We start from the raw sequence: 25,433 nt of genomic DNA, 5'->3' as shown, positions 1-25,433 counted from the left end.
ACTTATTCCTTCACCAAAGTATAAGAACCATCTTCGTCGTGGGTTTCACGCCCTGTGACCGGCGGGTTAAATGCACACACCAAACGCAGCTCGGTGCCTTTGTTGGCGCTAAGGATATGACGATCATGCTCGTTCAATGCATAGATGGTTCCTTCACGAATCGGGTGGGTGATACCGGTCGCCTTGTCGTAGATTTCGCCTTCACCAGCAATGCAATACACCGCTTCAAGGTGGTTTTTGTACCAAAAATGGCAAACCTCACCTTCTTTGATGATGGTGTCATGGAAAGAGAATCCCATTCCATCTTTGCCCAGCAACAAGCGGCGGCTGACCCATTGTCCGCCATCTACATCCGCTTCGGTTCCGATAATATCGTCGTATAAATTTCTTACAATCATGATTTACTCCTGTCTAAAGAGGGTTACTAAAAAGGGATTATTGTTTGGCGAGCACTTTCTTCGCGGCTGACTCCAAAATGTCGAAGCCTTCATCAATCAATTCTTTGGAAATAATCAACGGCCCGAGGAACTTGATGACCTCGCCTTCTGCACCGGCGGTTTCCACCACCAAACCTTCGTTGAACGACTGCTCACAGATTTGCGAAGCGATTTCAGGGTCTCTGAACTCCGCCCCCCAGATCATGCCGTGACCACGGATTTCGCGAATCGCTTTCGGGAACTTCAACGCCAGTTGCTCCATGCGTTGCTGCACCCAATTTGATTTTTGTTTGATTTCCGCTTGGAAGTCTTTGCCAGACCAATATTTGTCAATCGCTGCTTTGGCCGCGACAAATGCCAAATTAAACCCACGGAAAGTCCCCGAATGCTCACCTGGACTCCACTTGTCCAACTCCGGTTTCATCAAGACAATCGACATCGGGTGTCCACCACCAATGGATTTCGATAAAGTGACAATATCGGGTACGATGCCCGCACGTTCGAAGCTGAAGAAGTCACTTGAACGCCCGTTACCTGCTTGAATGTCATCGACGATCAGCAGGATGTCAAACTGGTCACAAATCTCTCTGAGCGCTTTTAGCCAAGGTGCACCGGCAACGTTGATGCCCCCTTCCGCCTGAATGGTTTCCAGAACGATGGCGGCAGGTAGCTCGGTTCCACTAGACGCGTCTTCCAGAATTTTGTGTAGGTAGGCGATGGTATCAACCTTATCGCCCAGATAGTTATGGAAAGGCACCTGAGTGGTATAACCCGGTACACCATAGCTCTCGTCGTGGTAATAGCTGTTACCGGTAATACTCAAAGATCCCATCGACATACCGTGGAAACCGTTGGTGAAAGACATCACTTGTTTACGGCCTTTGACCTTTCTGGCAATTTTCAACGCGGTTTCGATGGCATTGGTACCCGTTGGCCCTACAAATTGCAGTTTGTAGTCCAAGTTTCTCGGTTTGAGAATATTGTTGACGAACGACTCGATAAAATCGCGCTTCGCGACAGTCGCCATATCCAGCGCATGGCCAATACCGTCTTCCTGTAAATACTTGATGACCGCATCGTTGATCACCGGGTTGTTATGCCCGTAGTTCAGGGCGCCGGCACCGGCAAAGAAATCGACATAACGTTTACCGTCATCGTCCCAGATTTCTGCCATTTTCGATTTGGCAAATAGCGTTGGAAAAGAGCGGATATAACCTCTCACTTCCGATTCGTATTGATTAAATACACTTAATTTTTCTGTTGTCATGTTAGCTTTCCTTAGATTTTTATAGATTTTTAATAGTTTTTGTTATCGCCAGTAGGCAAACAGGTTCTGATGCTTTGGTGCTGCCAGGCGATAAAGTTCTTCAGCCTCGTGTCCAAGACTGGAAAAGTGCGCTTCGGTTAAAAAGGGTTCAACAACTACCTTCAAGCCTTCGTCATTGGCAAAGCCGTTGAACAATGCTTGAGAGGCCTTGTTGGATGGACTGATGGTGCAGAGAATTTCGGTGACATAGCTTTTGCTCTGGTTCGCCAGTAATTGGCGCAGCAAGCGTTTCGCCAGACCTTGGCCTCGTGCTCTTTCGTCTACGGCGATTTGCCAGACAAACAACGAACGCGGCTCTTCAGGTAAGTAATAAGCGGATACGAAGCCCACCAGACCACCATCCATTTCTGCGACCACACAGGTATCGGCAAAATGCGACGCCTGAAGAAAATAGAGATAACTTGAGTTCAAATCCAACGGTGGGCAGCGCTCAATCAAGCGATAGATGGCTTCACCATCCGCCAGCGTCGGTTTTCTGAACTGAATATCAGGTTTGGGTTTGGTTTGATTAGAATTAAAGGTTTCGGTATGACTCTCCATGATGAGTGACCTTTGTTGTTGAGTTGCTGATAGGATTAGCAACCAATCGCAGCAATGGCGGGGCTATGAAAAGCGTCTCCATTGACTTAAAGACTATGGCAATCAAGCGATAATAAACCTCACGACCGAGCGTGCTTAAATCAGCATGAATCGTTGCATGTGCAGCGGAAACAGCAAAATCTAACGAACAGGGGGATGGCTTATGGCTTGACCATACGATTGATTCCTCCGGACTTGTCCTTTGGATTAGACTCGACCCTGTGGGATGTAAATGAACATCTTGAGGATGAACATCTTGAGGGTCTGAAGAAAAGCGCCTAGAAAACTTCCACAGGATTTTATTTTGGAATTTCTTACCTGTAAATGTTCGTTCACTTACAAGCAGTGCTTTCAAAAAAAAGATAATTTAACCTTTTGGGTTTTTAAATTGCCATTATCTTAACAAGAATTGCTCAATATCTCAAGTTTTAGGGAAAATTTCATATTTTTGTCATCTAAAATTGAAAAAACGATCATTGCCAATCGTTTTTATCCCCATATAAATCCCATAAATTAGGGACAACATATTCAGTGCTATTTAGCTGAAGTTAAAATAAAGGGACACAAGCTCAGGATTCAGTCAGTCATTCATAATAAGCTTGTTATTAATAGCTTTTAGCTATCACTATATTAAAAACATTTAATTTTACTTAAACAGCTTATCCTCCTAGAATGAGTTCCGAAGCAACGAATTTTTCATCAAAACCACTAAAACTTAATTTCAAAAAACTTAACGAGGAGTTATTTATGCCTTTTGAAAATCGCGAAGGACAAAAAGTACCAAGTGTTGTATGGCCGACACGCCAAGGCGGAAACTGGGTTAACGTCAACAGTGACGACATATTCAAAGGTCGTACCGTTATCGTTTTCTCTTTGCCTGGTGCATTTACCCCAACTTGTTCGTCAACGCATTTGCCACGTTTTAACGAACTGGCGCCTGTTTTCTTTGAGAACGGTGTCGACGAAATCGTTTGTATGTCTGTGAACGACACATTCGTAATGAACGAGTGGGCAAAAGACCAAGAGTCTACCAACGTGACTTTGATTCCAGACGGCAACGGCGAGTTCACTGCCGGTATGGGTATGTTGGTTGATAAGGCAGACCTAGGTTTCGGCAAACGTTCATGGCGTTACTCTATGTTGGTTAAGGACGGTGTCGTTGACAAAATGTTCATCGAACCGGAAGTCCCAGGCGACCCATTTGAAGTGTCTGACGCAGACACTATGTTGAACTACATCAACCCGAATGCACAAGCATCTAAGGTTGCGACCATCTTCACTAAGCCTGGCTGCCCTTTCTGTGCCAAAGCGAAAGCAGCGCTTGAAGATGCAGGTATCGCTTATGAAGAAATCACCATTGCCAATGCAGGTGTGACTTCTCGCACACTTCGCGCCGTGGCAAATGCTGATACGGTTCCACAAGTGTTCATCGAAGGAAATCACATCGGTGGTTCAGACGACCTTGAAGCTTACCTAGCCAAGTAATCGGCGAATGACTTTCTTGGCGATTGCTTGCAATCGCCGCCTAAAATCTACTAGGTTGGGGTAGCTATTCATTACCCCAACCTGGCAGTTTTTCACGATTCATTTCAGACGTTTTATTTCGAAGAAAAGCTGCTGACATTCAGTTACCCGCTTATCTCCGTGATAGAATTTCATTCTTTAGGAGAGCTTTGCACGAGTGAGGCGCGAGCTAAAAATGAAGAAAAATTTGACTGAATAAGGCAGACAACGCAGCTAATAGCTAGCTATTAACAAGTTTTCTAACGCAAGTCAGGCGAATTTTAACCATTTTTTAGCCGTGAATTCACTCGTGCAAAGCTCTCTTTAGATTTAACGATACAACCAACTTTGCAGGAGAAGACGCATGCAAAACAAGACGCAATACGACTATGACTTGATTGCCATCGGTGCAGGCAGCGGCGGTTTGTCCGTTGTGGAACGCGCGGCGGAATACGGTAAGAAATGTGCCGTGGTCGAGGCGAAAAAACTCGGCGGTACTTGCGTCAATATCGGTTGTGTTCCGAAAAAAGTCATGTGGTTCGGTGCGCACATTGCCGAAGCGGTTCGCGACGCGAAGGACTATGGTTTCGACATCGAGAAAAAAGGCTTTGACTGGGCGGATTTGGTGAAACGCCGCGAGCAGTACATCAGCAACATCACCACCTGGTACGGCGGTTATATGAAAGATAAAAACGTCGATGTATTGGAAGGTTGGGGCAGTTTTGTCGACGAGCACACTGTTTCGGTTGACGGCAAGCACTACACGGCGGAAACCATTGTGATCGCGCCGGGCGGTAGACCCTTTATCCCGAACGAAACGGAAAACGCCGATTTAGGGATTACCTCGGACGGCTTCTTCGCCTTGACCGAACAGCCTAAAAAAGTTGCGGTCATCGGTAGCGGCTATATCGCGGTGGAAATCGCTGGTGTATTACAGGCTTTGGGCACTGAAACCAGTTTATTAAGCCGCAAGGACTTGGTATTGCGTGGTTTCGACGACATGGTTCGTGAAACCTTGACGGACGCCATGATCGAAAGCGGTATTCACAAGGAATACCACTTCAAAGTGAAAAAATTGAACCGTGAAGCCGACGGAACCATCAGCATCGACTCTGAAGACGGACAAAGCTTAATGGGCTATGACCAAGTCATCTGGGCAGTAGGTCGCGAAACCTTGACCGAACCTTTGGTATTGGAAAATGTCGGCTTGGCAGTGAATGGCAAAGGGTTTATCGATGTTAACGACAAGCACCAAACAGCCGTGCCGAACATCTATGCTATCGGCGATGTCACCGGACAAGCACAGTTAACCCCAGTTGCGATTCGTGCCGGACGCTACTTGGCGGAACGTTTGTACAACAACAAGCCGGACATCAAGATGGATTTGAGCAAAGTACCAACCGTGGTCTTCTCTCACCCGCCTATCGGCACCATTGGGTTGGCTGAACATGATGCGCGCAGCCAATACGGTCATGACAATGTTCAGGTTTACACGTCGGTCTTCACGCCAATGCGTTACGCCTTTACCGAACACCAGATCAAAACGGCGTTGAAGTTGGTGTGCGTGGGTGAAGAGCAGCGCGTGGTCGGGATTCATATCGTCGGTGACGGTGCAGACGAAATGTTGCAAGGCTTTGCGGTAGCGGTGCAGATGAATGCCACCAAAGCTGATTTGGATGCCACCATTGCCATCCACCCAAGCTCTTCGGAAGAGCTGGTGACCATGCGCCCGATGATCTTGAAATAACAAGCCGGCAAACGATTCATCCGATGGTTTCGACTCGTTTGCCATAGGATAAGTTGAATCCTATCACGCAATCCCTGTAGAATTGGGTCATCTATAACTCAATTCTACAGTCTCTATGCCTACTCGAACGCACAAGCAAGACACCCACCCAAGACTCACGGAAAAGCAACTTGCCAAACGCCTTGAGTTTCCGAAAGGAGCTGACATTCATCACTTGGAAAACCATTTTGAGGACAGCAGCCACGACATTTATGTCATCCAGGAACCGGAAGTAACCTCCCCCTCCTGCGTGGTCAAGGTACTGCGAACCAATGCGCTGAAAAACAATCTCTTCTGGCAGCTGATGAACGACTGTTTCAATGCCGGTTTGATCGCACAGACCGCGTGCTTTTATGCCATCTATCCTTTGATTAAGGAAATCAGCCCGCTCACCATACCCACGCTTAAACAACAGATTATCGAACCTGCCGACCCGGACAAACCGAAACAACCGGCACTCTATATCACACAGGTCTACTTCCTCGAAGGCCAGGTCTCTACAGAAATCACGCATGAAATGGTACAGGATCTCGCCAAGCACATCGCTTGCATGCACTTGAGTACCTCTGACCACTTCGGTTCTATCGATGAACCTATCGCACCCAGCTTGCACGACTGGCCTAGCCACCTCAAGCGCATCCTAGCCAAGTACATGGATAAATTCCCGGAGATTCCTCCTTTCACCAGACAACGATTATTGGATCAGATTGAAGACTTCTTTGAAGTAGATGAGTTTTGCCTCATTATGCCGGACTTGCGCTGGGATCAGTTTCTGACCAAAAAAGAGCGCCTTTTCGCGCTGACCGATTTGGATGCCATTGTCTATGGCCCAAGAGAGATGGAATGGGTACTGCTGGAATACTTGCTGACGCCGTCTCAGGCCGAGGTTTTCCTGAAGGAATACACGCAGTTCCTGCCGGTGCCGGATCTGACGGAAGTGCGCGATGTCTATCGCACACTGCTCTATATGATGAATGTGCTTGGTTCGACCGACTATGAAGCCTGGATGAAACAGCCGAAACTGTTCAATATCACGGGGTATTGAGGCTCGCCGCAGGCACTTGTCGGTAGATTTGTCGCCACTCGAAAAAGCCGATAATCACCATCACTATATAGACTGCCATCAGCACCGTCGTGAAATAAAAGCCGGTTTGCGCATAGAGAAAAATGGCCGCACCATCGACCGCTATCCAGTAAAGCCAGTTTTCCAGCACCTTGCGAGCCATCAATATGGTGGTCAATACCGAGAACACCATCACCCCCGCGTCCAAATAAGGCATCTTGGAAGAATGCGCCGCCTGCAGATAATCGGCAAGCAAAATGCTAATCACCAGCCCCGAACCAATCAACACCAAGTGCCAACGGAAACTCAAACGGTGAATGGCAACGCTGTATTCCTCGGATTTCGGACGACGCCACAGCCAAAAACCATACACCGCCATCGCAAGATAGTAAGCATTCAGCACCGATTGCAACGGCAACTGACCTTCCCAAAAAATCACGGTATAGATCAATGTACTGACAAAGGCACACGGCCACGCCCAAATGGATTCCTTAATCGCCAGATACAAATAAGCCAAGCCCAACAAAGTTGCAACGGCCTCCCAACCGGACATGGCTTGAGCCGACTGGATAACCTGGTCTATGAATGACATCTTGGGTTATTCGCTACAGGCATCGATACGCGCCTTGGAGCGGTCGGTACCGATTAATTTCAGCACAAATACCGTTTTCGGTTGCGTTGCCAACACCGTCTCAACCTCTTCGGTCATCATCGACATCAGAGTACGGAACTCACCGAACACCTGTGTGCTCATCGCATTACGCGCTATGCGCACTTCACTGTGGGTTTCCAGACGGTCGATGAAGTCGATAATCGGCTGGCAGTAATCTTCCTGCAAGGGATACATGGAGATTTCAATAGATGCTTGCATGGTGTTTCCTCAATTAGAAATAAACATGGGTGGTAATGCCAAAGCTTCTTGGATCACCCAAACGAATGTATTTTTTGTTTGTCCAAGTCGGATCGTTTCCGAAGAAAAATCCTCTGGTCGCATAACGCTCATCTGTCAGGTTTTTCACCCACAGGGTCGCATCCCAATTTTTCGCCTCATAGCCAACGCGCGCATTCACCAGCTGATAAGGCTTGGATTTTGCATTATTGGAGTTACTGAAATAAAACGCATCCATTCCAGTATATTCCAAACGCGCGACATAGCCATGGCTTCGATATTGCCCACCCAATAGGAACTGATAATTCGGCGCATGCGGTTGCTGACGACCGTCAATGGTGAAAGCACCGGATGAAGAACTGCCTTTCACCGTGGTGTTCAACAAGCCCAGGTTAACAAAAGTTTTCCACTGGTCATTCACCTGCCAATCCAGCTGACCTTCCAAACCGTAGTTGGTGGCTTTATCGAAGTTTTCAGTATAGAACACGTAGTTGGAACCGATGTAGGTATAACCATCGAATTGCGGATTTTGTCTGTCCATATAGAACACATCCACTTGGGTTTTCAGGCGATTGTTTGCCAAATTCATACGGTGACCGATTTCATAGTTCATCGCCGTCTCGGTTTTATAGTAGGTCAAATACTTCTTGTCATTAGGCAGACCGGGGTTGAACCCTCCTGCCTTGTAACCTCTTGCCACCGAAACATACGCCGACTGATGCTGTGTCAGGGTTTGCGTCAAACTGATGTTGGCACCGACCAGGTTTTCATCCGGCTTGAAGTTGTCGCCGTCAGTACTGTTGAACTTGGACTCGTGATGCTCCAAACGCACCCCCGTCGTCAGCACGGTCTTCGATGAAAAATGCGTGTCCAACTGCCCAAATCCCGCGAATTTGTTCACCTCGTACTTAGAAGTGACATGCCAAGGGTACTGGGTTCCGTTATCGTTGAAATCACTGTCGATTTTGTTTTTCTCTTCCAAGCGCGAAGCGAAAACACCGAACAACCAATCGGTGGATCGATTGAAGATTCTGGCATTCGGTTGTGATACCCAACGTAGTTCTTGCGAAAAACTGCTGCGGTTTTTGGCGTCTTTAAACGTTCCGGTAAACGGTGTCGAGTAATAGCCTTTGTACGTCCAGTCCTGATCGTAACTGTAAACCATGTCGGAGTTCGCCGCGGTTGTGGTGCTCGTTAAGGTCGCTACTCGCCCGAAATACTGATACTTGATCGCCCCGGCGTGCGTTCTTTGAGTATCTTTACCTGGCTGATCCGACAGAGTCGTTAAGGTGTTGTTCAATGACCAAGCGTCATAACCATCGTTGTAATCGGCGTGCAACAGCGTCAAATCCAACTGCGATTTATCGGATGGGAAAAAACGCAATTTACCGCGCACATTCAACTCGTCATGCTTGTTGGTATCGTCGCGATGCAAATAGGCATTGTCATGAAAACCGTTGTCATAGTGCTTTTGGATGGCGACGCGATACTGCGGACTGTCTTTTTTGTCTGAGAACGGACCACTGGTCATCAAGCCCACTTCGGTCAGACTACCGTTACCGATTGAGGTTTCGATCATACTTTCCTGATAAGGCGTTGGATCATTGGTTTGAATATTGATCAAACCGGCAATGGCGGTATCGCCATAACGCGTGCTTTGCGGCCCGCGCAATACTTCCACCTGCTTGACATCAAACAGGTTGGAGATCATGCCGATCCCACTGAAATCAATGCCGTCAATCGCCAAGCCTACACTTGGATTCGGTGCGCCAGTGTAGTCGTCACGCTCACCCATACCGCGAATCTGAATGTGCTTGGCACGCGCATCCTGTCCGGCGAAGTTGACGTTTGGCGTTTGCAACAACACATCTTCCAACTGGTTCGCGCCTCTGTCCTGCAAGTTCGCCGCATCCATCACCGTGGTGCTCACTGGCAGTTTGCTCTCTTCCGCGCCGCGTAAATCGGCTTGTACCGTCACAGGCGCCAGTTTGGTGTCAGTGGAATGGGTTTTCTCTTTTGCCTGCGCGGTATTCGCCAAAACGGACAGCGACAATAGCGGGAGTAGATGTTTGATAAACGATTTTGTGTTGCAGAGTTTCACCAAAGCTTCCTTAGTTTTTATGAACAGGAAGCGGCAAAGGCACGCATTCACGCGTGTTTTGGATGTGCTGCCCGTTCCTACGCCAGTATTACCTGGATCAGGTTCAAGGGTTTCCACAACGGATCTCAGGTACATCCCATCATTCGGGAAGACCGCCCCTCGGCATTCAAATTTGTGTATTTATTGGATTAATTGAAATATCAATAAGTTGGCGCATTATAGAGTGCTTTCCCCCCAAATGCAAAAAACCTGACAAAATCTGCCAGGTTGGGGGAAAGCCTAAAAGCTTAGTCCGAATCTTTGATACGCGTCATCTTGCCCAAAGGCGATTCGGCGGTATCTTTATCAAGCAAAAGGTAGGTTTGGGTCAACCCTTTCGCCATGCCGCTCTGGTAGGTAACCATGACCTTACTGCCTTCGACCTTGTAGCTGCATTTCTCAACGATCTTATTGGTTTCGGTTTCGCCCTTACGGAAAATCATTACCGTATCGACAATCCCGCTGACTTGCCACTTGCCTTTCAGCGGCCCCGGATCACTCTCAGTGGAAGAACAGGCGGCTAAAGAACCCAGCATCAGCAAAACAATAAACGTCAATACGAATTTCATTGCAGGTGTTTTCATTCTCTTTCCCAGTTTTATAAAATCGGTTCCCGTCTATTATCGCTAAGCTGATGATAAGAAAGTTTAAGAGAGTCTGACGCCTTCAATGTGGCCGTGAGAAATGCTTTGGCTATGTAAGTGCTATCACTCAGCCTATTACCTTTCGCCAAAGCAGTGGCAAGGGCTGAAGACAACACACAACCTGTGCCGTGGGTATGGGTGGTTTGCACCCTAGCGGCAAATAAGGCTTCCGGCTTGCTAGCGGGTTGTAGCACATAGTCGGTACAACTGTCGGTTGAGGAATGCCCACCTTTGATGACTGCCGCTTTGACATTCATGCGCCAGAGTTGCTCGCCGATTTCATCCATTTCCTCGGCAAGCCCTTGATAATCGGTATTCAACAATCGATTCAATTCCGGCAGATTAGGCGTAATGACATCGGCGCGAGGAAAAAGCTCAGCTTTCAATACCTCCAAGGCATCTGTCGCCAGCAAATCCTTGCCGCTGGAACTCACCAGAACCGTATCCAACACCACGTTTCTCAAGGCATAACGGTCAATCAGTTTCGCCACGGACACGACTATCTCCGCATTCACCAGCATGCCGATTTTGACGGCATCCACCTGCATATCATCCAATAAAGCGCAAAGCTGATTTTCCAGCACAGCCACCGGCGGTGCAAACACCTCGAGCACCCCTTGCGAGTTTTGCGAGGTCAAGGCCGTTGGCACGCTTAACGCATAACCGCCCAGCGCATGGATGGTTTTAGCATCCACCTGAATGCCCGCACCGCCATAAGGGTCGGAGCCAGCAATCGTCAACACAACAGGCGTTTTGGTCACTTGTTCTCCTCCCAGGCGGCTTGAAACAGTTCTTTCAACTGCCGCACTTTATCAATATCAATACTCGAATCCGTGTTGGAAACTTTTACAGCGCCAATCATCGCCACGCCCTGCACGCCAGCCTTTACGACTTGGCTGACATTGCTTTCATCAATGCCGCCAATCGCAACCACAGGAACCTTCTCACCTTGTTCACCCAAACCTGACACCCATTCCGATAAACGGGATAATCCCGTTGTTTCATACTCAAGGTGTTTGCTTTGGGTTGCAAAAACCGGCCCAATTGCCATATAAGAAGGTTTGACCGACAAGGCAAATGTCATTTCATTTTGCGTATGGGTGCTGATGCCCAACCGCAAGCCTGACGCCCGTAATGTGCGCCAATCCGATTCCTCTAGAGCTTCGCAATCTTCCTGCCCCAAGTGTACACCATACGCTTGGCAGGCAATCGCCTCCCGCCACGCATCGTTGATGAACAATCGAGCATGGTATATACGAGCAAGGGCAACCGCTTGGCGCACTTCATCACGCAAAGCTGCACCGACCAAATCCTTGATGCGCAGTTGCGCTGTGGTCATACCGTTTTCAAATAATGGGCGCAATTTTGCCGCTCTATCCACCAAGGGATAAATACCCAGCGGCATCGCACCACAACTTGGAAAAGATTTTAAAGTCATCAATCAACATCCAAAAATCTGCCAGGTTGGGGTAGCGTTAAACCCCCAACCTGGCAGATTTTAATCCTCATATCCAACTACTTCTCAGCTTGGTGCCAAAACGGTGTCCCGATCACTGGCGTGGAAGGTGAGGCAAAATCCCGCTCCGGCATCGCGCCCGCTTCATAACCGACACGCCCAGCTTCGACCGCCGAGCGAAATGCCGATGCCATTTTTACCGGCAGTTGCGCTAAGGCAACTGCCGAGTTCAGTAACACGCCGTCATAACCCAGTTCCATTGCCTGAACCGCATCCGATGGTTTACCAATGCCGGCATCGACAATCAACTGCAAGTCTGGAAAGCGCTCACGAATCGCTTTCAGGTTGTAAGGGTTCATCAGCCCCTTTCCTGACCCGATGGGCGAGCCCCAAGGCATCAGAATACGACAGCCCGCTTCCACCAAACGCTTGGCAAGCACCAAGTCGTCGGTGGTGTAGGGAAAGACCTCAAAACCGTCTTGAATAAGTGCTTCCGCTGCCTTCACCAACTCAAAAGGATCGGGTTGCAGATTGTATTCATCGCCAATCACTTCCAGCTTGATCCAGTTGGTCTGAAAAACCTCCCGTGCCATTTGCGCGGTCGTTATCGCCTCTTTCGCCGAGTGGCAGCCTGCGGTATTCGGCAAAATAGCCAAATCCAATTCGCGAATCAGTTGCCAGAAGGTTTGCCCTGCGGCATCACCCGCAGCCTGACGACGCAAAGAGACGGTCACAATTCCCGCCCCCGACGCACGAATCGACTCCTGCATAACCTGCGGTGAAGGGTAAAGTGCCGAACCAATCAATAAACGGCTGTTCAGCGTTTTACCGCCTATGTGCCAAGGTGTCATCTCCATTACTTACCCTCCCTGCATAGGGACGACAACTTCAATCGTATCGCCCGGTTGTAACTGTCTGTTGTCATAATCGCTGCGTGGCACAAATGTTTCATTAATGGCGGTTGCGAAATCATCCGCCGGATACCCCAAGCGCTCTAAAAATGCCGCAAGACTCTCACCTTCTTTACAGGCCATGGCATCACCATTCAATACCACTTCGATCAATTGTTTTCCCATTAACTCTTTTCTCCAAAACTTTGGTTAATTGCCTGCTCTGCCATCGCTGGCGATAGCAAATAACCATGCCGGTACAAACCATTCACCCGCGTGAGTCCTTTTTCAACCTCAACACGAGGCAAGTTGTCCTTTAATGCCGGACGACAGTTAGTCAGCTGTTTGACGATACGCGCCTCGCCAAACCCACTGTTCACACTATAAACTGCGGACAACAGCTCCAAGCTGGAACGCACGGACATCGGGCTTTTGTCTTCACTTTCGATTTCCGTCGCCCCAACAACATAGCGATTATTGGGTCTTGGCACGATATAAATACGATAGCGAGGATGCATCAAACGCACCGGACGCGAGAGGTTCACCCCCGGCGCATCCAGCCAGAAGACTTCTCCTCGCACGCCGCGTAAATCCTTCACATCCGTTTTGGCCCCTAGCCCCCGACTGTCAAATACCCAGTCAAAGTTTTCCGAACCGGCTTTTGTGGCAATGGTTCCATGTGAAACAGACGTCACTTCGGTTTGTTGTTGCCAGACCACGTCGGGATGCGCCAACAGATGCTCGGCGGACGCCGCCATAAATGCCTGGGCATTCACCTGACCTTCTGCCGGCAAAAAGAAACCTTTTTTGTGGTGACTCAAGTCCGGTTCCAACTCGGCGATTTGCTGTTGATTCAAGGTTTGGATATCTGCCGCCGCAGGCACCTTAGCGCGCAGTTGGCGAATAAAGGTTTCCAGCTCCGCTTCATCCGCAGGATGCGCGGTAATAATCGACCCCTTACGCTGAAACTCGCCACTATTTTCATCTAAGCCCACTTGCTCTAACAGTTCAGGCCAAAGTTCAATAGAGCGTTGACCGGATTCGAAAATCACCGATTCCGCAGTCTCCAACTCCGCAAACGGGGCGAGCATACCTGCCGCCGTCAAACCCGCCGCACTTTCGCCTTCAGCCGTATCCAGATCAAACAGGGTGACTTGATGCCCTTTTTTCAAAAGCATCAACGCCAGCACACGCCCGACCAGTCCGGCGCCTGCAATGCCTATATTCATTTTTTTCATAAATTAACCATTCTTTGAGATTGAAAGAGGAGATTTTTTGCTTCAGCTAGGCCGGCGAGAAGCCAGCGCGGAGTTGACATTACGTCAATGAGCACTGGAAGTCGCTGCCAACAACGCTGAGGCGAAAAAGCTACCTTTCAAGGCAAAGAATCACGCCTGCTTAGTGATATCTTCTACGTTAACGTAAACTTCACTGCCTTGCGCTTTGAACTCTTCGGACTTGGCTTGCATGCCTTGTTGCAAGGCTTCATCTTCAGACATGCCTTGTGCTGCGGCGTAATCACGTACATCCTGCGAGATTTTCATCGAACAGAATTTCGGCCCGCACATGGAGCAGAAATGCGCGACTTTCGCGGAATCTCTCGGCAAAGTCTCGTCATGGAAAGCGCGTGCTTTTTCAGGATCTAAACCAAGGTTGAACTGGTCTTCCCAACGGAATTCAAAACGTGCTTGAGACAAGGCATCGTCACGCGAACGTGCACCCGGATGCCCTTTGGCAATGTCCGCCGCGTGTGCCGCAAGTTTGTAAGTAATCAGCCCTTCTTTGACGTCATCACGATTCGGCAAGCCCAAATGTTCTTTTGGCGTCACATAACACAGCATGGCGGTACCGAACCAACCAATCATCGCCGCACCAATCCCTGAAGTGATGTGGTCATAACCTGGTGCGATGTCGGTGGTCAAAGGTCCAAGCGTATAGAAAGGCGCTTCATGACAGTATTCCAACTGCTTTTCCATGTTTTCTTTGATCAAGTGCATCGGCACATGACCTGGGCCTTCGATAATGGTTTGTACATCGTGTTTCCAAGCGATCTGTGTTAACTCACCCAAGGTTTTCAACTCAGACAATTGTGCTTCGTCATTGGCATCCGCCACCGAACCGGGACGCAGCCCATCACCCAAAGAGAAAGATACGTCATAGGCTTTCATGATTTCGCAGGTGTCTTCAAAATGGGTGTAAAGGAAGTTTTCCTTGTGATGTGCGATACACCACTTCGCCATAATCGAGCCACCACGAGAGACGATTCCGGTCACGCGCTTGGCAGTCATTGGCACATAACGCAACAACACACCGGCATGGATGGTGAAGTAATCCACACCCTGCTCGGCTTGCTCAATCAACGTATCGCGGAAGACTTCCCAAGTCAGGTCTTCGGCAATGCCGTTGACCTTTTCCAAGGCTTGGTAAATCGGTACGGTACCGATTGGCACTGGCGAGTTACGCAAAATCCAATCACGCGTCGTGTGAATGTTTTTACCGGTGGATAAGTCCATCACCGTATCCGCACCCCAACGAGTCGCCCACACCATTTTCTCGACTTCTTCAGCAATGGATGACGTGGTGGCGGAGTTACCGATATTGGCATTGACCTTCACTAGGAAATTACGCCCAATAATCATCGGCTCGCTTTCCGGGTGGTTGATATTACAAGGAATCACCGCACGACCTTCTGCCACTTCTTGTCGGACAAATTCAGGGGTGATATCTTCCAACAGATTCGCGCCGAAATTTTCACCGCGTAAACGCTGTTCACGCTCAGGGTCATTCAAGTAACGACGTGTCATTTCGCGATTTTGGTTTTCACGGATGGCGATAAACTCCATCTCTGGCGTAATAATCCCTTTGCGCGCGTAGTGCATTTGTGTGACATTTTTGCCCGCTTTCGCTCTTAAGGGTGTGCGCACCAAGCTTGATGCACCGGCAATGGCGGTCTCCATCTGAGTGCGGTTCTTATAGCCATTGTCTTTAGGGTCGATCACGCGCCCTTGGTAGGCTTCGACATCACCGCGCCCTTCAATCCAACTTTTGCGGATAGCCGGCAGGCCTTGTGCAACATCAATGTCCACGGACAGGTCGGTATAAGCACCGGAAGTATCATAAACACTGACGGTTTCGCCGTTGGTCAAGGCAATTTCACGCATCGGTACGCGAATCTCAGGGTGCATTTCACCCGGGATATAGATTTTTGATGAAGCCGGAAGCGGCGTTCGGGTCAGGATTTCGTTTGATGCCGGTAATGCATCTTTAAAAGGTGTATTTTGTGTTGTCATTGCGTTTTTCTCACTTAGTTAAAAAAGTGTTGGAAAAACCGCGTAATGAGAGTGAATAAAAACCAATAAGCCTATAGCAACAAGGCAAAATCAGAAGGTGAATAAACAAATGTGGGAACACGTTGATGCTTATTCATCTCTTCTTGATTGAAGGTTCTTAAGTCATCAAAGTGTGGTAGCCATCATGATAATGAGGCTATTGACTTGGAGTTCTCTTCCCTACGCTGGTCTTAACCAGTTCAAGTTCAACGGGTTTAGCTTGCGCAGTCTCAGCTCTGTTCTTTTTGAAAAAAAGAACTTCGCACCCCGAGAGATGTGACATCATCTTAGCATAGATTTTGATGGAATTGAAAGCACCCCAACCTGGCAGATTTTGAACATCCACTCGATTAAGATCTGGATTAACCTTTGGTTTTATGGACAAACACACCGTTAAAGTCTTCCGGTGGTTCTTCAATGTAATGCTCACAACGCTCGATATACATTTTGTAAACATTCTGATTGGTTTTATCCGACCAGGCTTCAACTTCTTTGAAAATTGTCAGCGCCTGATCGAATTTGGCATCTTTATACAGTGCAATGGCTTGGTGGTATTTATCGAGCTCTTCTTTTAAACGACCTTCTGCCTGACCGAAGTCTTGTACCTGCCAGACTTCTACAGGTTCGGTTTTACCTTTCACCGTCACCAAATCCAGAAAACGGAAAATATAGTCTTGCTTCAATAGATCCTTGGTGAAATTGGAAATGGTCACTTTAGAGTTATAGAATTTACACAAAGATTCCAAGCGCGCACCCAAGTTAATAGGGTCTCCGATAACGGTATAGTCGCTTCGTCCGGCGGAGCCCATCTCACCTACCACGGCTTCCCCCGTATTGAGCCCGATACCGATATCAATGGGCGGTACCCCAGCATCATCGGCCATTTTGACAACTGCTTCAAATCGTGGGTCTTGGCGCACTTTTTCGTTGATTTCAGCCAAGCCTTTTATCTGTTGCAAACTGGCTGTCACCGCTTTGTCAGCATGGTCTTCAACATCAATCGGCGCATTCCAATAGGCCATGATGGCATCACCGATAAACTTATCGACCGTACCTTGCGCTTTGACGATGATATCGGTCATGGGTTCCATGTAATCATTCAAAAAAGTAATAAGCGTTTTTGCGTTCGGCATAGCTTCGGAAATGTTGGTGAAGTTACGCACATCGGAGAAGAACACGGTGACTTCCCGTGTATCGCCTTCCATAATATTATTGGCTTCGTTCTTGAGGATTTCTTCCATAACCGCCGGGCTCACCTTACTTGAAAGCTTGCCACGTAACATCATTTTTTGACGGGTTTCGAAGAAATACGCCACGACCAAAGAGAAGACAAACGCCATCCCCAAGGCAAAAACACCAAAGAGAATGTTAAAGACAATCCCTTCTTTGAAGAGGGTTTCAAAATAGAAGAAATAGAGAGCAACCACTTCCGTCAAAAAGGCAACAAACGCCCAAAATGCAGACAACCGAACAAAAATCAAATAACTGAAGGCAAACACCACCGCAATAATGAGCATATTGGCGGAAATCACCCAACTTGGTCGCGTGAGGAAGTCCCCTTTCAGAATATTGTCGATAACGTTGGCATGTGCCTCCACCCCTGGGTAAACGTTGTCAAACGGCATGGACCGCAAGTCCAATAGTCCGGCAGCAGATGTCCCGATTAAGACAAACTTGCCTTCCAACTCTTTAGGATCAACTTTGTTTTCCAAGACTCGTGCGGCGCTGATGTAGTGAAAAGTATGGCCAGGGCCACGGTAGTTTACAAACAGTCGTCCACCGGGGTCTGTCGGGATAAGCATCTTGCCCAACTGAATCGATTCAACACCTAGGTCAGAATAGTTAACAAACACTTTGCTTTCTTGCGTTGCGATACGAATCATCTCCAACGCCAGAGAAGGGTATATGACATCGTCATATTTCATCACCAAAGGCACGCTACGCACCATCCCTGATTCATCAGGAACATTGTTAAAAAAGCCACTGCTGTAGGCTGCATTTTGCAATACCGGGATATTGAGCAACACCCCCTTTGGCTGAAGAATGTCGGTGTTTGCCGAAAATCCGCGTTCAATAAAGATCGCAGGAATGTTAGGGGTATCTGCTTTAGGCGTTGGCGTGCTCATTTGAAAGACATAACCGAGAATAGTCGGGGTCTGAGCTAGAGTCTTGGCCATTACTTGGTCAAAATCAGGTAAGTTCTTGTCTGGGAAATGATAGCGTTTGGCGAGCTTTGCCGGCGAGGTTCTGTCTGCTTCGGAAAACACAATATCGAGCCCAACAATCCCTGCACCGTCATTAGCCAACTTTTGTAGCAGCTCAGCAAATAAATCACGACTCCAGGGCCATTGACCGTATTCCTCAAGACTGGCATCATCCAAATCGACAATCACCACCTGACCCGTTGTAGGGATAGGGCCACGAGCAAGAAAGAGGAAATCTCTCAAACGGTTATCAAGGGATAGGAAAGTTTGCGGAATATATAAGTACCCGCCAATCAATACCGTCAAACCGATGACAATAACACTAAAATGGCTGAAAAGTTTCCACTTTCCAAGTTTAGTCACAGATCCGCTCCCAGCCCGCCATCGCTACTACTATGGCCCACCGCCATGTGCGACATAGGAACCGGAAGCACTGGTACTGCCACCAGAAGCCGCTGTCCCATTCAAATTGAAGGTACCTGCGACGCCCTGTGCATTATTACCATAAAGCTTACCGTTTAAATTACCGGTAATGCCGCTGACATTACCGTTTGAACTGAAGTTGGATACGCTAATTGCGCCCGAACTTGAAACCGTACCATTGGTAAAAATGTTATCCCACTTGTTTCCAGCCAAAGTTAAGTCCGTCATAGAACCGCTGACCTTGTTTGTGCCGAAGTTTACCTGCATCAAGAGCGTTCCCGTTGCTTGATTACTACCCGAAATGGCTACAAGATTACCCGAATAAGCGGCACTACCTGTAAATCCACTAATAGTAGATGCAGGCGTTTCAGCAATGCCAGGCAAGGGGTTGGTGAATGGTGTCGACAGCTGTGCGGAGTTTTTATCTGCCCAGTAACCATACTCGTTATAGCTGTCTTTTCCGGCAACCACCTGGTATGGAATCTCGATAGTGGTTTGATTCAGTTGCCCATCCGTCTCTGTCGGCAAATTACTATCAGCAACCATTGTGGAAACAAAGTCATCGCCACCTGCCGGCTGGGTATTCGTCATCCCTTCCAGATAAACATCATTTGGGTTATCCTTATTTTTGGTACGGGCGGTCATATAACCGTCACCAGCATTGAAGCCTAATGGGTTCGAGTCGTTTCCGTTCCCCACATCATCAGTCTGAGCCTCAATCGCATCCGATAGCTGATCCTTCTCTGACTGAGGTGGATCTGTTTGGATCATGACCGTTTTGATTGTTAGGTCTTTCACACTGACACTACCGCTTTTGGCATCATAATCCAACGACTTGCCGGCAGGCACATCATATACCGCGCCATTTGAATTCAGTTGCATATAAGTCGCCCCATCCAAGGTGGAAAGCTGTGTTTTATCCCCTTGCACTCGAACAATATAGATGGTTCCACGAATCCCAATGGTTGCCGTTGCCGTTTTAATTTTGAAGCGTTGCTTCGCAATTTCGCCGATCTTCCCAGTCATTGACTTGAATACACCCTTAGACAACTTAAACTCAACCTTTGAAGTCTTGGCATCACCGTAAACGTATTCAGGCACGGAAAACAGCGTGTTTTTTCCGATGGTGACAATGGTTCGGTCTTTAAAAATGATTTGAACCTTCGTTTCATTACTGGTCTTGATTTGATCCTTCTCCTCAATCGCATCGCCGAGATGGATTGGCAGTTTTTGATCTCCTCTCAAGATAACCGCATCGCCTTTAATGGCGGAAACGTTGGCAATAGAAGCGAATGTCGGTGTCGATAACACCAGCAGAACCATCAATAAAATACGAGTCAACATTGGCTTCTCCTAAAAACGTTTAATCAGATTGAGTGTCACTACATCTTTCCGATATTCGTAAATCTTAATCGTAGAATTGTTTTGCACCAATGACAACTTCAACTGCGCCGACAGCGTCTTTTGTATGTCTTTGGTAACCGTAGCAGTCACAGTCAACTTGGTATCTGTTTGACGCTTATCAGCGCCGCTTAAACTTTTCAACCAAAAGTCATCCTGTAAATATTGTTTCTGTTGATACTCTCCCAAAACGCCGGCACTATAACCTTTCGGAAAGAGGTAGTTCATCCCCAATCTAGCTGTCAACGACTGGTAGTCAACATTCACAGAGTTTGAACTACGCTGCTTTTGCTCACTCTCTACCATGCCTTGGCCATACCATGTCCAGAGCGCGCCCATTCGTTTCTGATACAACATTGCCAATTGCATATATTGTGCATCACGGTCGCGATAGACATTGGATTGATAATCCTTTTTAAGCAGTTTGAACTGTGTGGTAACAAACTGGGTCAAATCCGGCATATAGCTAACAGTCGGCGCAATACCATAAGACATTAAATACGGATTTTTCCCGTAAGTCATGTCATCGACATACAGCGCCGCATCCGTTGTCCAGCCTTTTTTATGCCACGACAACGCCGGAGTATAGCTGCCGAATAAAATATTGTAATCCGTCTGATTCGGTAACCAACGGTTATAAAGCGTCATATCGTTTTTAAACGCAAAACCGTACTTTTTAGGATTGTCATAACGATGATTGACCGTCAACATCTGCTCTGAACCCCACGCGCCAATATCCGAAGGGAAATTAAGCGTCCCACTCGGCAATTGAAAGTTATCCGACTGCGGTGAGTAATTCAGGTTGGAATCGTAAAACACCGACCCAAGTAATGTTGCTCTGACCGAATTATGCGGTTTATTGTCAATGGCGCTCATTTTAGCCAGATAAACACGAATATTGTTCTTCACCGTTTCAGGCGCGTTTGAGTCCAACACCTCCATCAAATAACGTTTTGATTGAACAAAGTCACCAAGTTCATAGTACATACGCCCGAGTTCCAACTTTGCGCGCTGGTTATAAGGATAACCGATTAAAATACGCTCATAAGCGCCAATGGCTTCATGGTAATCTTTGATAAAAAAGGCCGAACGTCCTAAGTAGTAGTTGTAATTAACATTTCCATAGTCTGTAGCAACCAACTGTAAAAATGCCTGATACGATGCCTGATACTTCTTTTTCTTATACAGATCTAACGCTTGTGGGTAACTCATTACTTTTTTCTCAACAGGCGTTGGTTGTTCTTGTGCCTGTATTGAGGTTGAAATAATTGAGCAAAATATCGCCGTTAAAATGGTCAGTGCTTTCCTAGAATTCATATTGATTATCATATTCTCATTCGTTACTAGCACCCTATTTCACGGCGCTAAAAGATCCTTTAGCATTGCTCGTTGTACCACCATTTGGCGTCCTGTTTACATCAAATACGCCACCAGCGCCTTCAGCATTTGGCCCATAAAAACGTCCTTTTACGGTTCCTGAATAAGTATCGGGATAATCGCTGCCAGAGACGCCATCTGTGAGTGAAGTCGCACTAAAAGAATAACCTGTATCTGTGTTTTGATTGGTATTAATGGTCACGTTAGAAAAAGAAAAATTCCATGCATCACCGTTCATCGTAAATTGAAGATTTCCGTTAGAAATCTCACCGTTAGCGACATCTAAAGTCACATTTCCTGACACACTGGTCGTGCCTGAAACGGCAACCAAATTACCGCTATAGGTTAACGAGCTTTGCCCTCCAACTATGCCCTGCAAGGCTATTGGCGCTGTCGCAGAATACCCTGATTTCGCCTGGGTATAAGGGTCAGTTTTTTCTTGTGTCGACTTGTTCAGCCAATAACCGTAAGAGCTGTAAGTATCAGAACCTGCAATCACTTTTACTTTCGCATCTTCTGTCTCAACATTCTGTGACGTTGTCTGGGTTGTAGAAGTGTTCGTATCGACTGCATTCTGAGCTTCGTCGGTTGTGCCTTCAGCATCTGATCCTGAACCGCCATCACTATCATTATCGGCAGTTGCTGTTTTATTATCGCCTGTAGTGCTGGTATTTACCGAAACCGAAGTAGAGGATACATCTTGAAGGGTGACTTTCCCAGTATCAATGTTATAAACCAATTCTTTTCCGGCAGGCACGTCATAGGTTTTACCGCTATTCAGCTCCATATAAGTCGCACCGTTCAAAGTCGCCAAACTGGTTTTCGAACCTATGACCCGCACAATATAGGTTGTTCCTCTTATCCCAATGGTAGAAGTGGCCGTCTTGATCTTAAAGCGCTGAGGCGCTAGCTTACCGATTCTGCCGGAAATCGATTTAAAGACGCCCTTGGCGAGGTTGAATTGGGCTTTGGAGGTGTTGGCATCACCGTAAACATACTGGGGGATTGAAAAATCCGTGTTCTTTCCAATCGTCACAATGGTTCTGTCATTGAACACGACCTGAACCTGAGTATTCTTTCCGGTTTTAATCCGGTCTTTTTCTTCCACCATATCACCAACATTAATCGCGATTTCCTGAGCACCACGAAGGAAGTGCGCCTCACCGCGAACCGCAGAAATCTTTCCGATGGCAGCCAGCACTTGAAAGCTAAACAATAGTGTCAAAACTAGCACTGTAATTCTTAACATGCCGCCTCCTAAAATCGCTTCATCACATTGAAGGTATAAAGGTTTTTCTGATAAGCATAAACAGAAAGATTTGAGTCATTCTGAATCCGACTGGCGCGTAATTGGGTGGTAACACTTCTGGCGAAATCTTTTGACAAGGTCACTTCACCGTAATAGCGTTTATCATGTTGGTTAACATCCCCGCCCCCAAAATTCTTTGTTAAGCGGTCAGCATTTTCAAACAACTTATCCTGATACCCAAATGTGCTAGACAACGTAAAATTTCGAGGAAACAGGTAGGCAACGCCCGCTTTCAAGCCGAGTTGATGGTAGTCAACATTTAAAAGCTTTGTCGGTGCGGCATCAGCAGTTTCTCTTTCAAGGACAGCCTGTCCATACCAAGAAAACAGCGGGCCGACTCGTTTTTGATACAGGGTACTGATTTGTGCAAACTTAGAATCTTTAGGTTTCGTACTATTGGTTTGATAGTCACGTTTCAAAAACCTGAACTGGGTGGTGAAGTACTCCGTCAAATTCGGCATATAGGTCGCTTTCGGCGAAATACCATAGGACACCATATAAGGGTCTTTGCCATAATTCATGCCATCAATCGTTAACCCTGCATCCAATGTCCAACGATCCTGCTGAAACGACAACGCCGGAGAGTAGCTTCCATAAAGAATATTGTAATCACTATTGCCAGGGGAAGCTTTGTTATAGAGAACAAAATCGTTCAACCAAGCATAGCTTTGTTTATTCGGGTTTTCGTAACGATGATTGAGCACCAACATCTGTTCCGAACCCCATGCGCCAATATCCGCTGCGGATTTCAAGCTCCCGGATGGAAGAATCATTTCATCCGATTCAGGAGAATAATTTAAATTCGAATCATAAAAAACTGACCCTAACAGCGTTGCCCTGACCGTATTCAACGCGAGTCTTTCACCATCCTGATCCATTCCGGCGAGGTAATATCGAATATTATTCTTGACCGCCTGGGGCGCGTCGGTCTTCAACACCTCATTCAAATATTTTCGCGCTTCGGTATAACGATGCATTTCATAATAAAGGCGACCCAGCTCCAATTTAGAGCGCGCATTGTTCGGGTATTGAATCAAAATACGTTCATAAGCGGAGATGGCTTCGTTGTATTCTTTAACGAAAAAGGCGGAACGAGCTAGATAGTAGTTATAGTCGACATTGGTGTAATCGGAATCAGCCAGTATCAAAAAGGCTTCATACGCTTTCTCATACTGTTTGTCTTTATATAGCTGAAGGGCTGACTGAAAATTAACACTAGCCATTGCCTTGAATGACGGCAACAAAAACGCAAAAAAAAGGAAAACGGAAATTCTTTTCATGAAAAACTCTTAAAATCCACCTCAAACGTACCGGTTTTGCTTATTTTTTATGCAAATTAATGCCTGCAAATTCGGATAACGTCTTAAGTTTAAGAGTATATACGAAGAAATAAGGATAAAAAACCTTTACACAAAGATTTTATATCGCTAATTACATGAAAAAATTGGATTTTTAGAGTTTTTTTATTCAGGTCGCAACAATTTTATCGAACAATTGGCTATATTCATTTTCTTCGATGTTGAGCCGAACGCCAATGTGACTTTTATCAAACAAATCAATGCAATGCTTCACCTGAGCACTAAACAAGAAGCTCTTGAAGCCGTTTTTAAAGGGAATATCAAAGTGCACTTCAACGGTCTCATTGGGATCAATTTGATACATGGCGATAAAACCCAACCCATGCTTTGAAAAATCTGTCATGGTTGCGAAGATGGTTGAGTCATTGACTTTCATCACCACCGGTCGGTTAGAAGCAACCCTAACAGTTTGTCGCTTGTCTAAATTCTCAAGTGAAGTTTTTTCATCTGAATAGAAGCTTCTACTCTTTACCGAAATCATTGAATCCATTTTCGTCACCACTTGAAATCCCCAACTTTTTCCTAAATGCAGCTTTATCTTAATCGCCAAGATGCAAGCACAACAATTCAAAAATTCCTAGCTTTGATAAATAAACATTATTTCATAATTTAATAATACTTTAATCCACACGAAAAGTCCTGAAATTTCAAACAATAACACGCCCACCTGCTTCCTTATCCATCATTTACAAAACCGAAGGATTTCAAACCCGTATAATAAATCGCACCAAAAATGTTATAAAAAAACCAAGGAATAACCATGGCTTTAAGAACTTACAACTCTATCTCTCCCATCATTGGCAAAGAAAGCTGGGTCGATGATTCTGCTGTTGTAATCGGAAAGTGCGAACTGGGTGAAAACGTCAGCATTTGGCCAAATGCAACATTACGTGGCGATGTCAACGATATCAAAATTGGCGACCGTACCAATATTCAAGACGGTGCTGTCGTACACACCACGCACGAATCCCCTTTGACCAAAGGATCAAAATGCATCGTAGGCAAAGACGTTACGATAGGTCATAACGCCGTACTGCACGGGTGCATCATAGAAGATGAGAGCTTGATTGGCATGGGCGCTGTTGTTTTGGATAACGCAGTAGTTCAAAAACACGTTTTGGTGGGTGCTAACAGCTTGGTACCCCCTGGAAAAGTGCTGGAAAGTGGCTACCTTTATGTTGGCTCTCCGGTGAAGCAAGCGCGCCCTTTGACAGAGGAAGAAAAAGCGTTTTTCAAGTATTCGGCGGAGCATTACGTCAAGTTGAAAAATGAGTTCCAGACCCAAGTTAAACCGCTTTAACTAATCCACCGGATTCTC

23 protein-coding genes and 2 riboswitches are annotated in these 25,433 nt (G+C 46.9%); of the genes, 4 read left to right on the top strand and 19 right to left on the bottom strand.

Translation table 11 applies throughout. The features are described 5' to 3' along the window. Nucleotides 1-2: 2 nt before the first annotated feature. The 3 genes from F8R13_RS09380 to ectA are packed head-to-tail and all read right to left on the bottom strand — an operon-like array spanning nucleotide 3 to nucleotide 2,304. Complete coding sequence (locus F8R13_RS09380; protein ID WP_152833928.1) at nucleotides 3-398, bottom strand: ectoine synthase; 396 nt, start codon at nucleotides 396-398, stop codon at nucleotides 3-5. Nucleotides 399-435: 37 nt separating this feature from the next. After that, complete coding sequence (gene ectB, locus F8R13_RS09375; protein ID WP_152833926.1) at nucleotides 436-1,704, bottom strand: diaminobutyrate--2-oxoglutarate transaminase; 1,269 nt, start codon at nucleotides 1,702-1,704, stop codon at nucleotides 436-438. A gap of 42 nt (nucleotides 1,705-1,746) precedes the next feature. After that, nucleotides 1,747-2,304, bottom strand: coding sequence for a diaminobutyrate acetyltransferase (gene ectA, locus F8R13_RS09370; RefSeq protein WP_152833924.1), 558 nt, complete (start codon nucleotides 2,302-2,304; stop codon nucleotides 1,747-1,749). Nucleotides 2,305-3,090: 786 nt separating this feature from the next. Here ectA and F8R13_RS09365 point away from each other — a divergent pair. From F8R13_RS09365 to F8R13_RS09355, 3 genes are all read left to right on the top strand, one after another. Beyond that, nucleotides 3,091-3,828 carry a glutathione peroxidase gene (locus tag F8R13_RS09365; RefSeq protein WP_152833922.1) on the top strand — a complete coding sequence of 246 codons (738 nt, stop codon included), beginning with the start codon at nucleotides 3,091-3,093 and terminating at the stop codon, nucleotides 3,826-3,828. A 382-nt stretch (nucleotides 3,829-4,210) separates the two neighbouring features. After that, entirely contained in the window at nucleotides 4,211-5,593 is a 1,383-nt protein-coding gene (gorA, locus tag F8R13_RS09360; RefSeq protein ID WP_152833920.1) for a glutathione-disulfide reductase, read from the top strand. Between the two features lie 343 nt (nucleotides 5,594-5,936). Further along, nucleotides 5,937-6,677 (top strand): hypothetical protein, encoded by a 741-nt coding sequence (locus F8R13_RS09355; protein ID WP_152833919.1) that lies wholly within the window; start codon nucleotides 5,937-5,939, stop codon nucleotides 6,675-6,677. On the opposite strand, the gene pnuC is transcribed toward F8R13_RS09355, so the two are convergent. The 16 genes from pnuC to F8R13_RS09275 all read right to left on the bottom strand — a co-directional run bounded on the left by pnuC (nucleotide 6,664) and on the right by F8R13_RS09275 (nucleotide 24,605). After that, nucleotides 6,664-7,287: a nicotinamide riboside transporter PnuC gene (pnuC, locus tag F8R13_RS09350; RefSeq protein ID WP_152833918.1), complete on the bottom strand. Its 624-nt coding sequence runs from the start codon at nucleotides 7,285-7,287 to the stop codon at nucleotides 6,664-6,666. The genes F8R13_RS09355 and pnuC overlap by 14 nt on opposite strands. Nucleotides 7,288-7,293: 6 nt before the next feature. Beyond that, nucleotides 7,294-7,566 (bottom strand): hypothetical protein, encoded by a 273-nt coding sequence (locus F8R13_RS09345; RefSeq protein ID WP_152833917.1) that lies wholly within the window; start codon nucleotides 7,564-7,566, stop codon nucleotides 7,294-7,296. Nucleotides 7,567-7,579: 13 nt separating this feature from the next. Next, nucleotides 7,580-9,685 carry a TonB-dependent receptor gene (locus F8R13_RS09340; RefSeq protein ID WP_371414938.1) on the bottom strand — a complete coding sequence of 702 codons (2,106 nt, stop codon included), beginning with the start codon at nucleotides 9,683-9,685 and terminating at the stop codon, nucleotides 7,580-7,582. Nucleotides 9,686-9,742: 57 nt separating this feature from the next. Then, a riboswitch (TPP riboswitch) is annotated at nucleotides 9,743-9,855 on the bottom strand. Nucleotides 9,856-9,972: 117 nt separating this feature from the next. Beyond that, a complete protein-coding gene (locus F8R13_RS09335) occupies nucleotides 9,973-10,308 on the bottom strand; it encodes a hypothetical protein (RefSeq protein WP_152833913.1) in 336 nt (111 codons plus the stop codon). 14 nt (nucleotides 10,309-10,322) lie between these two features. Further along, entirely contained in the window at nucleotides 10,323-11,129 is an 807-nt protein-coding gene (thiD, locus tag F8R13_RS09330; protein ID WP_172967748.1) for a bifunctional hydroxymethylpyrimidine kinase/phosphomethylpyrimidine kinase, read from the bottom strand. Continuing rightward, complete coding sequence (locus F8R13_RS09325) at nucleotides 11,126-11,806, bottom strand: thiamine phosphate synthase (protein WP_253806416.1); 681 nt, start codon at nucleotides 11,804-11,806, stop codon at nucleotides 11,126-11,128. The genes thiD and F8R13_RS09325 overlap by 4 nt, the downstream gene beginning before the upstream one ends. Nucleotides 11,807-11,883: 77 nt before the next feature. Next, nucleotides 11,884-12,681, bottom strand: a complete 798-nt coding sequence (locus F8R13_RS09320) for a thiazole synthase (RefSeq protein ID WP_216642623.1) — start codon at nucleotides 12,679-12,681, stop codon at nucleotides 11,884-11,886. 3 nt (nucleotides 12,682-12,684) lie between these two features. Next, on the bottom strand, nucleotides 12,685-12,900 hold the full coding sequence (gene thiS, locus F8R13_RS09315) for a sulfur carrier protein ThiS (RefSeq protein ID WP_152833909.1): 216 nt from the start codon (nucleotides 12,898-12,900) through the stop codon (nucleotides 12,685-12,687). Continuing rightward, entirely contained in the window at nucleotides 12,900-13,952 is a 1,053-nt protein-coding gene (gene thiO / locus F8R13_RS09310) for a glycine oxidase ThiO (protein ID WP_216642622.1), read from the bottom strand. The genes thiS and thiO overlap by 1 nt, the downstream gene beginning before the upstream one ends. Nucleotides 13,953-14,102: 150 nt before the next feature. Next, complete coding sequence (thiC, locus tag F8R13_RS09305; RefSeq protein ID WP_152833907.1) at nucleotides 14,103-16,004, bottom strand: phosphomethylpyrimidine synthase ThiC; 1,902 nt, start codon at nucleotides 16,002-16,004, stop codon at nucleotides 14,103-14,105. Between the two features lie 199 nt (nucleotides 16,005-16,203). After that, nucleotides 16,204-16,323, bottom strand: a riboswitch (TPP riboswitch). Nucleotides 16,324-16,405: 82 nt separating this feature from the next. Beyond that, the gene (locus tag F8R13_RS09300; protein ID WP_216642621.1) at nucleotides 16,406-18,610 is read right to left on the bottom strand and encodes an adenylate/guanylate cyclase domain-containing protein; all 2,205 of its coding nucleotides are present in this window, start codon (nucleotides 18,608-18,610) and stop codon (nucleotides 16,406-16,408) included. A gap of 30 nt (nucleotides 18,611-18,640) precedes the next feature. Beyond that, nucleotides 18,641-20,014, bottom strand: coding sequence for a FecR domain-containing protein (locus F8R13_RS09295; protein ID WP_152833904.1), 1,374 nt, complete (start codon nucleotides 20,012-20,014; stop codon nucleotides 18,641-18,643). A gap of 9 nt (nucleotides 20,015-20,023) precedes the next feature. Continuing rightward, nucleotides 20,024-21,388 (bottom strand): surface lipoprotein assembly modifier, encoded by a 1,365-nt coding sequence (locus F8R13_RS09290; protein WP_172967747.1) that lies wholly within the window; start codon nucleotides 21,386-21,388, stop codon nucleotides 20,024-20,026. Between the two features lie 34 nt (nucleotides 21,389-21,422). Then, nucleotides 21,423-22,697, bottom strand: a complete 1,275-nt coding sequence (locus tag F8R13_RS09285; protein ID WP_152833899.1) for a FecR domain-containing protein — start codon at nucleotides 22,695-22,697, stop codon at nucleotides 21,423-21,425. Between the two features lie 8 nt (nucleotides 22,698-22,705). Continuing rightward, on the bottom strand, nucleotides 22,706-24,037 hold the full coding sequence (locus F8R13_RS09280; protein ID WP_152833897.1) for a tetratricopeptide repeat protein: 1,332 nt from the start codon (nucleotides 24,035-24,037) through the stop codon (nucleotides 22,706-22,708). A gap of 187 nt (nucleotides 24,038-24,224) precedes the next feature. Then, nucleotides 24,225-24,605, bottom strand: coding sequence for a PilZ domain-containing protein (locus F8R13_RS09275; RefSeq protein ID WP_253806415.1), 381 nt, complete (start codon nucleotides 24,603-24,605; stop codon nucleotides 24,225-24,227). Between the two features lie 270 nt (nucleotides 24,606-24,875). On the opposite strand from F8R13_RS09275, the gene F8R13_RS09270 reads away from it, so the two are divergent. Then, complete coding sequence (locus F8R13_RS09270) at nucleotides 24,876-25,415, top strand: gamma carbonic anhydrase family protein (protein WP_152833895.1); 540 nt, start codon at nucleotides 24,876-24,878, stop codon at nucleotides 25,413-25,415. Nucleotides 25,416-25,433 lie beyond the last annotated feature (18 nt).

The organism is Hydrogenovibrio sp. JE_KL2 (assembly GCF_009296185.1).
GTDB lineage: Bacteria > Pseudomonadota > Gammaproteobacteria > Thiomicrospirales > Thiomicrospiraceae > Hydrogenovibrio.
The sequence above is the reverse complement of the archived record's forward strand: the minus strand, read 5'-3'. Positions and strand labels throughout refer to the sequence as shown.